23 protein-coding genes are annotated in these 14,522 nt (G+C 35.1%); 7 read left to right on the top strand and 16 right to left on the bottom strand.

The window, feature by feature from the left end; translation table 11 throughout:
- Nucleotides 1-8 precede the first annotated feature (8 nt).
- The 13 genes from CM19_RS05555 to CM19_RS05495 all read right to left on the bottom strand — a co-directional run bounded on the left by CM19_RS05555 (nucleotide 9) and on the right by CM19_RS05495 (nucleotide 6,579).
- Entirely contained in the window at nucleotides 9-1,001 is a 993-nt protein-coding gene (locus tag CM19_RS05555) for a 50S ribosomal protein L10 (RefSeq protein WP_048099436.1), read from the bottom strand.
- 6 nt (nucleotides 1,002-1,007) lie between these two features.
- Nucleotides 1,008-1,664, bottom strand: a complete 657-nt coding sequence (locus tag CM19_RS05550; RefSeq protein WP_048099435.1) for a 50S ribosomal protein L1 — start codon at nucleotides 1,662-1,664, stop codon at nucleotides 1,008-1,010.
- Nucleotides 1,664-2,176 carry a 50S ribosomal protein L11 gene (locus CM19_RS05545; RefSeq protein ID WP_048099434.1) on the bottom strand — a complete coding sequence of 171 codons (513 nt, stop codon included), beginning with the start codon at nucleotides 2,174-2,176 and terminating at the stop codon, nucleotides 1,664-1,666. Before CM19_RS05545 ends, CM19_RS05550 begins: the two co-directional genes overlap by 1 nt.
- A gap of 10 nt (nucleotides 2,177-2,186) precedes the next feature.
- A complete protein-coding gene (locus CM19_RS05540) occupies nucleotides 2,187-2,642 on the bottom strand; it encodes a transcription elongation factor Spt5 (protein ID WP_081801232.1) in 456 nt (151 codons plus the stop codon).
- Between the two features lie 5 nt (nucleotides 2,643-2,647).
- Nucleotides 2,648-2,833 carry a protein translocase SEC61 complex subunit gamma gene (locus CM19_RS05535; RefSeq protein ID WP_048099432.1) on the bottom strand — a complete coding sequence of 62 codons (186 nt, stop codon included), beginning with the start codon at nucleotides 2,831-2,833 and terminating at the stop codon, nucleotides 2,648-2,650.
- A gap of 30 nt (nucleotides 2,834-2,863) precedes the next feature.
- Nucleotides 2,864-3,826 (bottom strand): signal recognition particle-docking protein FtsY, encoded by a 963-nt coding sequence (gene ftsY, locus CM19_RS05530; protein ID WP_048099431.1) that lies wholly within the window; start codon nucleotides 3,824-3,826, stop codon nucleotides 2,864-2,866.
- A 122-nt stretch (nucleotides 3,827-3,948) separates the two neighbouring features.
- Nucleotides 3,949-4,401 (bottom strand): prefoldin subunit alpha, encoded by a 453-nt coding sequence (gene pfdA / locus CM19_RS05525; RefSeq protein WP_048099639.1) that lies wholly within the window; start codon nucleotides 4,399-4,401, stop codon nucleotides 3,949-3,951.
- 5 nt (nucleotides 4,402-4,406) lie between these two features.
- Nucleotides 4,407-4,667, bottom strand: a complete 261-nt coding sequence (gene rpl18a, locus CM19_RS05520) for a 50S ribosomal protein L18Ae (protein ID WP_048099430.1) — start codon at nucleotides 4,665-4,667, stop codon at nucleotides 4,407-4,409.
- A gap of 5 nt (nucleotides 4,668-4,672) precedes the next feature.
- Nucleotides 4,673-5,341, bottom strand: coding sequence for a translation initiation factor IF-6 (locus CM19_RS05515; RefSeq protein WP_048099429.1), 669 nt, complete (start codon nucleotides 5,339-5,341; stop codon nucleotides 4,673-4,675).
- Entirely contained in the window at nucleotides 5,338-5,604 is a 267-nt protein-coding gene (locus CM19_RS05510) for a 50S ribosomal protein L31e (RefSeq protein ID WP_048099428.1), read from the bottom strand. The genes CM19_RS05515 and CM19_RS05510 overlap by 4 nt, the downstream gene beginning before the upstream one ends.
- A gap of 3 nt (nucleotides 5,605-5,607) precedes the next feature.
- Nucleotides 5,608-5,763, bottom strand: coding sequence for a 50S ribosomal protein L39e (locus tag CM19_RS05505; RefSeq protein WP_048099638.1), 156 nt, complete (start codon nucleotides 5,761-5,763; stop codon nucleotides 5,608-5,610).
- A complete protein-coding gene (locus CM19_RS05500) occupies nucleotides 5,760-6,113 on the bottom strand; it encodes a DNA-binding protein (RefSeq protein ID WP_048099427.1) in 354 nt (117 codons plus the stop codon). The genes CM19_RS05505 and CM19_RS05500 overlap by 4 nt, the downstream gene beginning before the upstream one ends.
- A gap of 7 nt (nucleotides 6,114-6,120) precedes the next feature.
- The gene (locus tag CM19_RS05495; protein WP_048099426.1) at nucleotides 6,121-6,579 is read right to left on the bottom strand and encodes a 30S ribosomal protein S19e; all 459 of its coding nucleotides are present in this window, start codon (nucleotides 6,577-6,579) and stop codon (nucleotides 6,121-6,123) included.
- A gap of 54 nt (nucleotides 6,580-6,633) precedes the next feature.
- On the opposite strand from CM19_RS05495, the gene CM19_RS05490 reads away from it, so the two are divergent.
- Nucleotides 6,634-7,794: a nicotinate phosphoribosyltransferase gene (locus CM19_RS05490; protein WP_048099425.1), complete on the top strand. Its 1,161-nt coding sequence runs from the start codon at nucleotides 6,634-6,636 to the stop codon at nucleotides 7,792-7,794.
- Here CM19_RS05490 and CM19_RS05485 read toward each other — a convergent pair.
- Nucleotides 7,781-8,830, bottom strand: coding sequence for a phosphate signaling complex PhoU family protein (locus CM19_RS05485; protein WP_048099424.1), 1,050 nt, complete (start codon nucleotides 8,828-8,830; stop codon nucleotides 7,781-7,783). The two genes, CM19_RS05490 and CM19_RS05485, sit on opposite strands and share 14 nt — an antisense overlap.
- Before the next feature lie 50 nt (nucleotides 8,831-8,880).
- Nucleotides 8,881-9,876, bottom strand: coding sequence for a DUF711 family protein (locus CM19_RS05480; protein ID WP_150111391.1), 996 nt, complete (start codon nucleotides 9,874-9,876; stop codon nucleotides 8,881-8,883).
- Nucleotides 9,877-9,937: 61 nt separating this feature from the next.
- On the opposite strand from CM19_RS05480, the gene CM19_RS05475 reads away from it, so the two are divergent.
- From CM19_RS05475 to CM19_RS05460, 4 genes are all read left to right on the top strand, one after another.
- Nucleotides 9,938-10,339 (top strand): DsrE family protein, encoded by a 402-nt coding sequence (locus tag CM19_RS05475; RefSeq protein ID WP_048099422.1) that lies wholly within the window; start codon nucleotides 9,938-9,940, stop codon nucleotides 10,337-10,339.
- Complete coding sequence (locus CM19_RS05470) at nucleotides 10,336-10,557, top strand: sulfurtransferase TusA family protein (protein WP_048099421.1); 222 nt, start codon at nucleotides 10,336-10,338, stop codon at nucleotides 10,555-10,557. The genes CM19_RS05475 and CM19_RS05470 overlap by 4 nt, the downstream gene beginning before the upstream one ends.
- Before the next feature lie 89 nt (nucleotides 10,558-10,646).
- Nucleotides 10,647-11,528 (top strand): pyridoxal-phosphate dependent enzyme, encoded by an 882-nt coding sequence (locus CM19_RS05465; protein ID WP_048099420.1) that lies wholly within the window; start codon nucleotides 10,647-10,649, stop codon nucleotides 11,526-11,528.
- On the top strand, nucleotides 11,525-12,196 hold the full coding sequence (locus tag CM19_RS05460; protein ID WP_052349462.1) for a BUD32 family EKC/KEOPS complex subunit: 672 nt from the start codon (nucleotides 11,525-11,527) through the stop codon (nucleotides 12,194-12,196). The genes CM19_RS05465 and CM19_RS05460 overlap by 4 nt, the downstream gene beginning before the upstream one ends.
- On the opposite strand, the gene CM19_RS05455 is transcribed toward CM19_RS05460, so the two are convergent.
- Nucleotides 12,176-12,364 carry a hypothetical protein gene (locus CM19_RS05455; RefSeq protein ID WP_048099636.1) on the bottom strand — a complete coding sequence of 63 codons (189 nt, stop codon included), beginning with the start codon at nucleotides 12,362-12,364 and terminating at the stop codon, nucleotides 12,176-12,178. The genes CM19_RS05460 and CM19_RS05455 overlap by 21 nt on opposite strands.
- Before the next feature lie 34 nt (nucleotides 12,365-12,398).
- Between CM19_RS05455 and moaA the strand changes: the two genes are divergently transcribed.
- Together moaA and CM19_RS05445 are read left to right on the top strand one after the other, a co-directional pair.
- Nucleotides 12,399-13,361 (top strand): GTP 3',8-cyclase MoaA, encoded by a 963-nt coding sequence (moaA, locus tag CM19_RS05450; RefSeq protein ID WP_048099419.1) that lies wholly within the window; start codon nucleotides 12,399-12,401, stop codon nucleotides 13,359-13,361.
- Nucleotides 13,321-14,382, top strand: coding sequence for an aminopeptidase P family protein (locus tag CM19_RS05445; RefSeq protein WP_048099418.1), 1,062 nt, complete (start codon nucleotides 13,321-13,323; stop codon nucleotides 14,380-14,382). Before moaA ends, CM19_RS05445 begins: the two co-directional genes overlap by 41 nt.
- Nucleotides 14,383-14,522 lie beyond the last annotated feature (140 nt).

Below are 14,522 nucleotides of genomic sequence, written 5' to 3'. Positions count from 1 at the left end.
AAGCTTTCTTAACCGAATAGTGAGGATAGTCCTCCTGCTATCTCTTCATCATTTGGTCCTTTCTTCTCTTCCTCTTCCTTCTTCTCTTCCTTCTTTTCTTCCTTTGCTGGTTTAGGCACCTGTACTTGTATTCCTAGGTCAACTTTGTCTCCTATCGCTGAAGCTAAAGCTAGAGCTTTAGCCTGTGCACTTGATATAACGAACTGAGCATTGTCAGGAGTTAAATAGCCAATTTCGGTGGATAAAGACATAGCATTCCTCATAGCTTTCTCAATACTAATCTTCAGTACTTCTGGAACTGGATATGCTATTTCAGTAGCTAACGCCATAATGTTTCTGTATGCCTCTATTACCTGAGTTCTATAACTGTCTAGGTTTATCTCTAACTGACTTCCTTCTATCAGTAGTCCTTCATCATATGCGGCCTTGAATGATAGCTTAACGTAAACTGGCATTATCCCTAGCTTCTGAAGTATAGGTACAGCGTCAGCCGGTATCTCTTCTCCTGGTTTAGCTATAGTGGTATCATTTATCACGTGAATCTTTCCATCTTGGACTTTTGTTTTGATCTTTAACTTTCCGAATACGCTTAACATAGGTCCAGCTGCTATCCCTGTATCTCCGGCCGGAATCACCACTTCTTCGTCAGCCTTATCGCCTGGAATTGCATATCTCTTTAGCTTAAATTTAGACAGCATTATTGAGATTTCGAACGGATTTCTGTTCGTAAATATGAATGCATTAGTTCCCGTTAAGTACTTTGAGAGTAACTCTGTATTTATTCCAGAATTCTTTGCCGCAATACTGAATAATGAGTTCTTTGAAACCCTTAACTCTGCTATATCTCTTAGGTTTTTCCTAATTTCATGTAGCTTATCAGCTGGGAATCCCTGTAAGCTAGCTATAATTACGCTTTTACTCTTCTTTATAATCGCCTCTAGTTCCTTCACTTCCTCTATTTTCCAATCAGGTATTTTTCTCTGTTGTGTAACAAGGCTCATTTTACATCACTTTAGTGAGATTTGAATTGGTTTTCCCATAGTTGTCTTTACATATAATGCCCTTATAATAGATGCGCTTCTTATTTTTCCCTCTATAACGTTAAGTACTGCAAGAGCATTCTCTGCTAGGTCTTCAGGTTTTTGTTCTTCAGAGCCAATGAAAGTTTGAGTGTGGGGTTGATCTTTAGTCTTCACCAGAGTTGATCTCATAAATCTCTGGACGTACTCTGAAATATCAGGTGTTGTAGGTAAGGGTGTAGGGAATTTCCCTCTAGGACCAAGGGCCGGTCCTAAAATTCTACCTGCTATTGACATAGTATCCTGAGATATAAGGAACCAGTCATTTTTTGTTGCAAGCTTCTTAATAGCTCTCTTTTGCCCTTGAAGCTTTTGTAATTCCTCTTTTGAAAGAAGAACGTTAGGCTGAACTTTTTTTGCGGATTCCATTTGCTCTAAAGATGGAACAACAAGTACGCTCTTCAATTTACTTGGTTGTTTAGGTAGGACGACTATCTCTCTGAGTTTTACATCTCCTCTTTTCATATTTACTTCCTTAAAAGTGACTATTAGTTCTACGCTTTGGGTAAACCCTCTCTTTGGGTTATTTTTTTCAGAAAGAGCTTCTCCTATTGCTTCACTTATTTTATCTTTTTGTGCTATCATCAAGCCTCACTCCCGTTCCACTTGTCTACATATTTAGATATTATTTCGTCATATTTACCCTCTTCTATCTCTTTAACTAAGGATTTAGGTTCTTTATTATCAACGGTTAATCCTATAGTATGTGCTGTTCCCAATACAGATTTAATGGCTCCTTTTAATTCCTTTGAGGTGAGTGAGGGTTTTTTTGTTATACTTACCTCTATTACATCATCTAGGCTTACGTTTCCGACTTTCTTATGTGAAGGATCTCCAGATGGACCTTGAGCTCCGGCCTTTTTAAGTAAAAGCGAGGTGGTGGTCGGAATTCCTACAGAAATCTCATACTTTTTCGTGTCAACGTCAACATTAATAGTTACTGGAACAGTCATCCCCTTAAAGCTAGCCGTTGCATCGTTTATTTTTTTTACAACTTCTCCTACGTTTAACTTGAGCTGTGAGAGAGTAGGCCCAAGCGGGGGACCTGGTTTTACATTTCCCCCTTCCACCACTATTTTTATAGTTTTATTAGCCATATTTTACACCTTATTTTTTACTTAGTTTTACTTGATCCACAGGTATAGTAACCTGCAAAGGAAAAGCTGATTCCAAAATATTTAACACTACTTCTCCCTTACTTTCATCAACACTCACTACCTGGGCCTGCATACCTCTAAAAGGTCCAGAAGTCACTTCTACCATATCTCCTACCTTTAGAGTAGGACCAACAGATTTCTTTGATATAATCTTTAAAATATCGTCTCGTGAAATTAGTCCTTGAGCCATTCCCCTTACATGTCTTATTCCAGAAATTAGAATCTTTACCGCAGATGGACTTATTGCTTCAACAATTATATATCCTTTTAGATTTGGTAGTGCGATAATAGAATAGATTTCGTTTATCTGATTAGTTTTTATTCTTTCTTCTAACATAAGGCTTACGCCTATTTCTTGGCCACCAGTTACTTTGATAGCATAATAATTTCTTACTTTAGCTTCCAATAAATTCACCCTACTAAGTGAAGTGTTGATACAGCTAATTGGATTAAAAACGCTATGAGTCCAACAAATGCCATAACGATCAATGTTACTTTAAGATAAAGATTGAATGTGTTTTTATCTGGTTTTTTTGAGACACTAATTATCCTTCTCCAGTCGTCTGGAAGTCTCTTTATCCTATCAACTAAGCTCATGAGTGAATATCGTATATCTAAGAAATTAATTTAACTGAAAAGTCTTTCCATAATCCATTCAGGTGTAAAGGGTATCAAATCATCATATGTTTGTCCTATCCCTATATATAAGACTGGTTTTTTAAGTTCGTAGGCTAAAGATATTGCTATACCGCCTTTTGTGTCTGCATCAATCTTAGTAAGAATAACTCCATCATAATCTACAACCCGTTCAAAATACTTGGCTTGCTCTAGCGCATCATTACCAGCTAACGAATCTAATACTAGGAGCTTAAGATCGGGCTTAGATATTCTAACTATTCTTTTTAGTTCTTCCGTAAGATCCTTGTCAGTGTGCATTCTTCCAGCGGTATCTATTAGTACAACGTCAAATCCTCTACTTTTCGCTGACTGAATCGCATCAAATGCTACTGATGCAGGGTCTCCTCCATATTTACCTCTAACTAGTGGAATTTCTAGTTTTTCACAATGAATAGCTAGTTGCTCCTGAGCGGCTGCTCTAAACGTATCTGCTGCTGCAACAATCACTTTAAGACCTCTCTTCTTTAACATATAGGCAAATTTGGCTATAGTCGTAGTCTTTCCTACGCCGTTAACTCCAAAGAACATTACTACATATGGTCTTTTTATCTTAACTCTTTCCATAACATCTAGGTAAGAGTTATTTTTTTCTAAAATTTCTTTTATTGATTTTTTTAGAGAATCTTTAACTAACTCTTCTATATCTTCTCTCCTAGAAATTTTTTTTCCTATCAATGAACTTTTTAAATCCTCAAGAATTTTTTCTGTAATATCGTAGGAAATATCACTCTCTAGAAGTTCGGTTCTTAATTCCTCTACTATATCCGATACATCATCTTCTTTTATTTCTTTGTATTTGAAAAAATTAAGAAAACCAAATCTTTGTTCCTTTTCCTTCTTTTCTCCTTCAGTATTTAGAGAATAGCTAGTAGTGTCTTCTGATACTTTTCCTTCACTTGATTTTTCAGGAATAGTAGATTTTTCTTTATCCTCTTTCCTTTCCTGATTCTCTGGTAGAGTTTGTAATTGTTGATCTGTATTTTCCTCTGATTCTTTTTGTGTTAGCTTATTAGCAAATGAAGAAAATGCTTTCTTTATTCTGTCGAAACAGAGCTATCACCTTTACTTTGTTCTTGTATATTCCTCAATATATCTGCTATTCTTTCATACATCGTAGCTGCATCTGATAACCTCTTAGCCACTTCTTGTAAAGCTTCATTAACCTCATTTTCTCTTGAATCTAGTATCTTAATTGCGTTATCAATATCAGTCTCTGCATAATATGAAAGACCTAGATAAACTAAAACCTTTTGAAGGGGTTTCTGTTCAACTGTAAAAATTAGATAACCCTTCTTATCACCACTAACCATTACCTCTTGTTGCGCCTTTAGCTCTTGAATAACATCCTTTGCAGACTTTATAGAAAGAATGGTTTCAGTTAATTCATTTTGTGTTTTCTGCAAATCTTCAATTTGTTTTTTTAGCAAATCTGCTTGTGCTAGAAGATCCTCTAGAGTTACTGTGACTCTTCCTTGCTGATCAGACATAATTATCACATTATTATCTTTGTTATCTTTTCCATTTCTTTTACTTTTCTATCTTTAACTTCCTCTGGAGAGACTTCCTTTATCTCTTCTATCCTTATGTTACCTCTCTTTATTTTGTTTTTAGTGCCTAAGGTGTTGTAAACGTATTCCTTAGCTTGATTTTCATTCAAAGCTCTAACATATTTGGTGAATTTCTGAGGAGTCGGAAAGTTACTTTCGTTAAACAAGGCCGTTCCTCTTACTAAGTAAAACTTTACTTCTGTCATCTCACTTAACTCAAAGCGTTTTGAATTCTTAAAATCTCCGGACCTGTAGTTGACGAACCTATTAGTACTCCATTACTGTTAGCTACTAATCCGCTCCTTATGAAAGCGCTACCGAAGTTTACTGTACCTATATCTATCTTAACTTTGAACAAGTTTTCTAAGCTTTTTATTTCCTCCTCTGTCGCATCAATATGTACTACTCCTCCCTTTTTTGTTACCACTCCGACTGAACCTACTACAGAAACATGAGCTATTCTTCCCTTAATTACATTGTCCATGTTTAGTGCTTCTTTTATTTTCTTTAATTCAACTTCAGAAAAATCTGGATAAATTAGAGCTCCGTTATCATTAGTCAATATAGTATTTCCTAGCGCAGTAGCCTTTATATCAATAACTTGAATTCTTGAATCTTTTGCAATCATTTTTATCTTACTCACCTCATCGTCCCTTACACTTCTAGGTAGTAGAATAGAGTCATTGTTCCCGCATATCAGAACTCCTAAAAGGAAACTATCAGATACTGTCGTCTCTATTATTTCTGTTTTTAAATTTTCTTGGATTGCTTCTTTTACGTCTTTATCCAAGCCAGGAGGAATAAAAGAGTACTTATCATTAGAAAACATGTAAACTCCTATATTATCTGTGCCGAAAATACTAATTCTTTGGACATTCATTCTTGCTTAATTGCTAACTTTACCAAATATGTTTTTTCATCTATTTTGCTCGTTATAACCCTTACTCTACTAACTACTTTATCGTATCCATTAGTTGATATTGCATTGGCTAATACAGGATCTATTATTACTTTCTCTGCACCAAAGTGTCTTGATATAATTTCCTTTATTTCACGTAAGGCTCTTGGGGCTCTTTTTGTTCTCTTCCCAGTAGCTATTTTTCTCAGATTTATTACCATTTCGAAATTATCTTTCTCTTTCATAAATCACACCTTTAACTTACTTCTTCTCCAGTTTCTCTTAAGGGGATTTGTCTTTAATTTTGCTCCAGTTCTGAGGATTACCCAGGCTGGAATTGCCTTATTGGAATTCATCGCTTTTCCAAGCCTGTTCTTTTTTCCTGATGGTTTATTTCTACTCATTTCCATCCTCTTTCTCTTATTTGTATCTTAAAGTCTCTCTTTTCTTGATCTGCGAGTTGAGAAAGGATCTCCTTTAATTCGTCATCGGTAACAGGTATCTTAATTCTTCTAGCTTGAGCTAGAGCTATTAGCTGATCTTCTAAGGACTCGACTATTTCTGGTCTAACTAGTTTTACGTTATTTAACCTTTCTCTAGCTTCAGGAGTTAATATTGCTCTTAATAAAGCATCCTTTCTAGCTTCCATTTCAGCTTTTTTCTGTCTCTCTTCAGCCATTCTTCTATTTTCTGTTTGAGCTTTCCTTGAAAGTAGAGCTTGAAGTTCCGGATCATTCATATAGTCGTCTGACATAGAACATTCACCCCAGGTATTTTGTCAAAGATGTATTATGTGATGCCAGCTCTTTAAATATTTCGTATGAAATAGTATCTAACATAGACCTTCCCTTAGGCGAAAGTACCCTACCTTTCTTTGTCTTAGTTACTAGCCCAGCTTTTTCTAATTGATGAAATATGAGCCTAGTTGAATGTCCTGGAGCTTTTACTGATCTAGGACGTATAGACCCTCTTCTTTTGCTTCCAGAATATTCTATCTTTGCCTTTTCTACGCCTAAACTTCCTTTATATAGTCTACTCAGCAACGATGCAGTTCTCGTATACCACCAGTTTTCTGCGTTATCTGGTAACCGTTCTTTATAGCTAGCAGTTTTTGTTAATAAGGACCACTCAGGTGGCTGAATCTCCTTTACGTTTTGTTTAATGTATTCTGAAAGTCTCTCTATCAATAAGTTTGTTGGAACCATATTTGCAGTAATCATTTCTATACGAAGATGAGTTTTAAGGTTTAAAAATTATCTACAGATTTGAGATCTATGCGATTTTACTTAGCATCGGAAGAGGACATAGTAAAAGGTAAAATAACTGATGTATATTTTGAAAGAACTCTAAAAGTATTGGATAAGTTAGGTCTAGATAATGTTATGGTTAGAATGGAAGTTCATTCTTACGGTTTACCAAAAGGATATCAGTGGGCAGTTTTCTCTGGATTGGAAGAAGTTCTAAATTTGTTTGAGGGAAAACCAATTAGTATTTACGCTATGCCAGAAGGCACACTTTTCAAAGAGGTAGAACCATTAATGATAATTGAGGGCAATTATAGAGATTTTGGCGCATATGAAACTGAATTCTTAGGAATATTAAGGCATTATAGTAGTGTTTCCACAAAGGCTGCAAGGATAAAGTCTTTAGCAATGGATAAGAACGTACTATTTTTTGGCTTAAGGTCTGCTCATCCAGCTATAGCTCCAATGTTAGATAGGGCAGCTTATATTGGAGGGGTAGACGGTATATCTGGTGCATTTGATAAGGAGGCCTTCGATATAGAGCCTTCTGGTACAATGCCACATGCACTTATGTTAACTGTGGGGGATAACGTCAAGGCTTGGAAAGCATTTGATGAAGTGGTTGAAGATAATGTACCTAGAATAGTTTTGGCGGATACATTTGAGGATGAAAGGACCGAAGCCTTAAAGGCTGCTGATCTTCTAGGGGACAAGTTAGCAGGAATTAGGCTCGACACACCTTCTAGCAGAAGAGGAAATTTCAGGAAAATAGTCCAAGAAATTAGATGGACGCTCAATATTCATGGCTATAATCATGTCAAAATTTACGTTAGTGGAGGGATAGATGAGGAACAAGTTTTAGATCTGAGAGATTATGTTGATGGTTTTGGAGTAGGCACATCAATAGCTTTTCCAGAAAGCGTTGATCTTAGCGCGGATATAGTGGAGAAAATGATAGATGGGAATTGGGTTCCCTATACTAAAAGAGGTAAGTGGCCAGGAGCAAAACAGGTTTATAGATGCGGAAAACTCGATGATAAAATTACACTTATAAATTCCCCCCCAATAGAGGGCTGTAAGCCTCTTTTGATCAAGTATATGGAAAATGGAAAAATTGTGTCGAAACTACCTAGCCTAACCGAAATAAGGAACTATGTAATTTCTCAATTAAAGGAAATTACTCAAGGCTAATTTCCTTAAGATTTTCTACGCTTCTATTAAATGCTATTTCTGCTATTGGCTCCATTCTTCTTATCGCGTTATACAATCTTAGATTAAGGCTCTTGAAAACTACTATGACTCTAGGCGAACCTGTCTTCTCGACCTTTTCCTCAGTTATTAGAGCTTCAGTCATTAGCACTCTTCTAAGTGTCCTAAGTTCCTCTAGAACCTCATTAACTAGTTTTACATCTTCCTTATTAAGGACCTTAACAACGTGATCTATTACTACTGTAGTTTGATCAAATATCATGTCTATTCTATCCCATGAGTACTTCATGATTTCTAGATCTTCTGGATGCAAAGATAAGAGATCAGATACCGCTTCGCTTATCTCATCTGCAGCTTCCTCTACTGCCTTCATTAATATTCTATTGCCTACTATCTGAATTCTTTTTACTCCTATCATGTATGCAAGGCTCCTATTAACCTGAGCTAATAGCAACTGTCTGAGAGAAAGATAGTAAAGCCTATCGATCTCTTTTTCCAATTCTAAAACCTCTTGTAAGAACGTTCTGCTAGCTTCTTTTATTCCTAGGTTTAGATAATGTAACATTTGCTTTAACGTATTGCTTAACCTAGTCACTAGGCTGGACATATTGTACTTTGTAGGGTCTAGGAAAGACTGGATCTGTATCGTACTTAAATCTTGAGACACTATCTCTAAACCTATTAGGCTTCTAACAGTATCCTTTATCTTTCTTAATATATCCTCATTAAAAGGTCCATCACTTTTTTCTATAATAACTCTATCAAAACCTAAAATATAAAGGCTATATATTATTCTGCTAACTAAATCTGCATTAGATGAAGATTTTAACGAAACCTTCATTTCTTTTGTAGAACCCTCTGTCTTTAGATTTGGTGGATATACCTTTAGGCTGCCATCTTCATCAACTTCCAAATAAATACTTTCTCCTGGATTTAATCCTACTTCTTTTACCCAATCAGCGGGTAATGAAACCATAAGTGTAGATTTGCCAAACTTTTGAACTCTTCTAACTTCCATACTAATTCACTATATGTTACTATACACCATAAAACAAATTTAAATCTTTTCTATACGGCTTTAATGGTTGGTATAATACCAAAATCATTTGTGTATATTTTTTCCTCTCCCCGTGATGGAATTAATCTTATACCGTAAGGTTTTCTTTTACTAAATTGAACTGCTATTGAATCTTTAATTATTTTGGAATACAGTTCTTTGTTTTCATGAACTCCTATCATATCTATTCCTGCAACACAGCCAAAAGTCATCTGAAATAATCCATTTAGGTCTAGTGATCCATCAAGAACTCTTTCTCTTAGTATATTATCCTCTGCAACTGGTAGCATCACTTCAGAAAATCCTATTGGTTTTACTCTCGAAGACCATGTGTCTTGAAATATCTTTTTATTTATATTACTTACTGTAAATATATTACCTCTAGAAAATATCCTTTCGCCTTCTTGCTCTATAATCTCTCCTACACTTTCCTCCATCCAAGGAGATAACGAGACATCTATTCCGAAGTACTTTATACCAGTATCTTTTTCGATCATTTTTCCTATTTGATCAGCTTTTTCAAGAGCCTGTGTACCTTTACCTTCCTTAAAATCCTTGACGTAAATTAAGGAAAGAGCAAACATATTCCTAACAGCAACTGACGTAGATGTTGGAAAATACGGCGTCATAAGAAAGTCCTCATTAACTAGTAAGGCAAATCTGGTTGCTTGTTCTGGATCTAAATTTAAAATGAGCTTTACTATTTCGTCTATATCTGGATTCCTAACAAGAACATTGGCGTAGACCCTTTTATCTGAAGACAGAATATCTTTTATTTGATTTATTCTTTTATCATTTTGTCTTAGACTAGCAACACTAAATATTATATCATTACCTTCAGGAAGTAAATCTAAAATCTTGCCGAGATCAGTTTCCTCATGAGTTTCTGGAAAAGATATTCTCTTTGTAAATGTATCATATCTTATACCTTTTAACTTTAAGTATATATCGTTAATCATATCTTTACTTATTTTAGATAAAAATATTGTAACAGATCTCGTTCTCAAACCTGATCGTGTTTAAATTTGCTTACTTGGTTTTTATAATCCACTAAGACTAAATCATAGTATGCCAAAGTTGACTATCTTGCTTGCAGATAATTCTATGGATAAATTTTACCACGGGTTAGTTTTAGCAATAGGAGGAAAAGCCTTAGATTGGGAAGTCAAGTTTTTTGTAACTTCTCAAGCTGTTGTTCTCTTTACTAGAGAATATAAAGGAAAATCTAAGATGAAGATGGGGGCTCTTTCCAGGTTTTTCGTGACTTGGCAAATGCGAAAATTAAAAATACCTGACACGACAAAAATGCTAGAAGATGCGCTAAAGGAAGGAGTTGACTTTTACATAGACGAGGCTGGTTTAAAGCTAGCCGGAATCCAATCTTCTGATCTGATGGATGGTGTAAAGCTTTCAGGAAGTATAAGTTTTCTGCAAGAGGCCAAATCTTCTGACGTGGTGGTGACTCTATGAAAGTAATAGATAGTAATGATATATGTCCAGTAGTTATCCTGACAGTTATGAGGGAGTGGAAATCAGTAAAAGATGAAGAAGAGATCGAAATTATAACACCTTGGGAGGCTGTTGCACAAGAGCTAGAAAAATGGTGTAAAGAAACAAACAATGAATTCTTAGGTTATTTTAGAGATGGAGATAAGATAAAAATAAGATTAAAACTGCTGAGGTATTGATTCTGTATTAAATTTAAGTTAAGTAAGTGGCTAACTAAAGCTTACTCTTTTATATTCTATTTCATAGTACTACAAGGTAGATGCGTATTGTGTCAAGAGATCTTCACGTATTCGAAGATCCAATATCCCTACTAGAGGATATGTGGCCAACTCCTATATTAAGATTAAAAATAGGTAAAGACGTATGGGGAAAACTAGAATTCTTTAATCCATTTAGCAGAAGCATAAAGGATAGAACTGCTTGGTTTCTGTTCAGAGAAGCCTTAAAGTCTGATTCAAAGGAAATTGTAGAAGCCACTTCTGGAAACCTTGGAATAGCTCTCTCAAGTTTTTCATCAATTTTTGAAAAGAAGGCATCTATTTTCATACCATCTAGTGCACCTCTAACCTTTAAGGCAGCAATGAGAATTCTTGGAACTAACGTTGTAGAAATGGGAGGAAGCACTTCAGAACTAGTACCTCTAGTAAAAATGTACTCTAAGAATTCAGGAGCTTATCATCCAGATCAGTTTAACAACGAACTCAATTATATGGCTCATTATTATACTACAGCAAAGGAAATAGATGATCAAATAAATTCACTAGGAAAAATTCCTGAAAGGATAATTGCCACAGCAGGAACAGGTGGTCACTTAGCTGGAATATCCAAGTTCTTTAAGGAAAAATATGGGAATAAGGTAGAAATAGTAGGCGTACAGCCAGCAGAAGGCGAGAGAATACCAGGAATTAAGAGGCAAGATGGAAAAGGTCTTATCTCTCATGCTGAAATAGACATTATGATTGATATCACTACGAGAGAGGCAATGGATGGAGTAATTGCTATTGCGAGGACTAGTGGAATAATTATAGGAATAAGTTCTGGTGCTACAGTAGCTGCGTATAAAAAATTTTTAGACGATAAAACAACAGTCCTAGTATTTCCAGATGATGGATTCAAATATATAGTTGATGGTCTAGTGAACGAAAAATGAAACTAGAAGATATTATAAAATCCTTTTATTGGCAAAGTAAAATAGTCAAAATTGGAGATAGCAAATACGTACTTAAATGCTATAGCGCAAACGCTGGAATAAAGTGGTACTTCATTTCGTCTTTATTTAGTAGGTCTTATCCATATTCCGCAGATCCTCTGCTAAGGATGAGAAGAGAAGTAGATTTCCTAACTTTTCCATGGAAAAAGATAACTGTTCCAAAATTAATTGATATTGATTATTATACTAATTGCATAATTAGGGAGTTCTCTGAAGGTAGAGAACCTTCTACAACAGATGACTTTTATGGTATAGGATATGGCCTGAGAGCTATTCATGATAACGAGTTTGTTATGGGAGATACAAAGCTTGAGAATTTTTTACTATCCAATGAAAAAACATCTGTAATAGATGCGGAGCAAGCTATTAAAAGTAATAACGTTGAGTATAAATCTTGGGACATTCTAGTTTTTAGCCTTTTTCTTGCATATAAATATATGAACGATCTTAAGGGATTTGATGAGATGATGCTTAGCTTTTTAAGAGGATATGGCCCTTCTAGTGAGATAACAAAGAATATTATAAGTCTTAGAAATTTAAATTTACTATCCTTTTTTCCAGCTTTTCATTTGAATAACTTAAAAAAACTAATTCATAACTTTAATTAGTACAGAGCTGTTTTCTCCTTTCTTTATTTCTATTGTAGATCCTATAATTTTAGTTCCACAGGCCGGGCATCTATAAAAGTACTTTATCGTTTTTCCATCATTACCTGTTTCTGCTTCAGCCATGAATTCCATTTTAACTCCGCATTTTGGACAAAGAAGTTCTTTCATTGCATTTATTAGGGCTAGGTACAATTTAAAAGTAATGAAGGATAGATATGGTAGAGAGTTAGAGGATATAAGAATAACGCTTACTCATGCATGTAACTTTTCTTGCTTCTTTTGCCATATGGAGGGAGAAGGCGAGAACTATATAAATGGATTATCAAGCCAAGATATAGCTTTGGTATCAAACGTAGCAAAAGAGTTCGGAGTTAAGTATGCTAAGCTAACTGGTGGAGAACCAACTTTGAGGAGAGATTTAGCTACAATTATCTCTAGTCTAAAAGATATAGGTTTGGAAGTTTCTATGACTACTAATGGTTTTATGCTATATCATATAGCATCTAAATTAAAGGAAGCTGGACTGGATAGAGTAAATATAAGCCTTCATTCTCTTAGGAGGGAAAGATTCAAAGAAATAACCGGTGTTGATGGATTAGACAAGGTAATTGAAGGTATAAAAGAGGCAGTAAAAGTTGAACTAACACCAGTAAAATTGAACTTTGTTGTGACTAGGAAAAACGAGGACGAAGTGTTTGATATAATTAGATTTGCTGAGGAAGTTGGTGTTAACGCATTACACCTCATAGAAATGCATCCAGTCGGTTTGGGTAAAAACGCTTTTAAATATCACGAAAGGTTAAGCGAAATCGAAAACAAAATAAGTGAGATGAGCGTAAAGAAAAGTGTCAGGAATAAGCATTTGAGACCTAGATATTATCTTTCTTCAGGCTTAGAGATAGAGGTAGTTAAGCCTTTTGCAAATCCATTATTTTGCAGCGGATGTAATAGAATAAGACTAACAGTGGATGGAAAATTAAAGACGTGTCTATATCGTGAAGATAAAGTAATAGATATTAGCGATATTTTTAAGGCAAACTTAAGCCTGCAGGATAAGACTGAGCTAATTAGAGAGGCATTTAGGATAGGAATGTCTATAAGAGAGCCAAACTTTAAATACAGATATGAGACTGGAAAAGCTCAAGAAGCTCTCGGAGGAACTTAATTCTTGCATAGTTATTTCTGGAGAGTCCAATCTTTTTTACTTTCTAGGATATGATGGGGTAGGCTCATTAATTTACTGTGATGGTATACCAACTTTAATTGTTCCTGCACTAGAGGAAAATAGAGCATCATTAATAAAGGGAATTGATACAGAAATATACTTTCCTATTAAAATTTCTGATAACTTTATACAATCCTCTTTAGTTTCTATAATATTAGATAAGATAAGGAATGCTAGCAAAGTATCATTAGACGCTAACTGGTCCTCAATACCCTTCTACAAAGCTATAGAGTCTAAGTTTCCCGTACAGGATATTTCCGAAAACATATTAAAAATTAGAGCAGTAAAAGATGAGGATGAACTAGAATTCATTAAGAGATCTGGAGATATAACGGCAGAAGCTATGAAAGTAGTATCAGAGAGGTTATCCGAAGGAGTTGAATTTTCTGAGAAATTCTTGTCAGGAATTATAGATTATACAATGAAAATTAGCGGAGCAGAAGACTATGCTTTTCCGTCAATAGTTGCAGCTGGGCCTAACTCTTCTAAGCCACACCATGTTCCTACAGACTATAAAGTTGCTAGAGGAGATCCAGTAGTCGTTGATATTGGAGCAAAATATAATGGTTATTGCTTTGATAGCACTAGGACATTTTTAACAGAAAAAAGGGATGAGGTAAGAAAGATCTATGAAGTAGTCTTAGAGGCTCAGTTGGAGGCGATAGATGCAGTCGTCGCAGGAATCCAAGCCTCTGAGATAGATAAAATTGCTAGAAAGGTTATAGAGAAAGCTGGTTATGGTAGGTATTTCGTTCACTCTACTGGACATGGAGTAGGGATTGAGGTTCATGAATATCCGCCAGTATCGTTTAATTCTAATGCCATTTTAGAAAAAAATATGGTAATAACTGTAGAACCTGGAATATATATTGGTGGCAAGCATGGCGTAAGGATAGAAGATACCATGATAGTAACAGAAGGAAAGCCCATAGTTATAGAAACTATATATAAGCTTCTCTAATCTACTTTCCTTATCTATAATTTTCCATTTTTTTCTTTAAACGATAAAGTTATAATTTTTCATTGTTTACGGTCGATATCACTTGATCTATTAAATAATAATTAAAATTAAGGTCATAGTTATAGAAACTTTCTAACTTA

The sequence above is a fragment of the Candidatus Acidianus copahuensis genome (assembly GCF_000632495.1).
GTDB lineage: Archaea > Thermoproteota > Thermoprotei_A > Sulfolobales > Sulfolobaceae > Acidianus > Acidianus copahuensis.
Note: the sequence above shows the minus strand (reverse complement) of the source record. Positions and strands in the feature narration are given on the sequence as shown.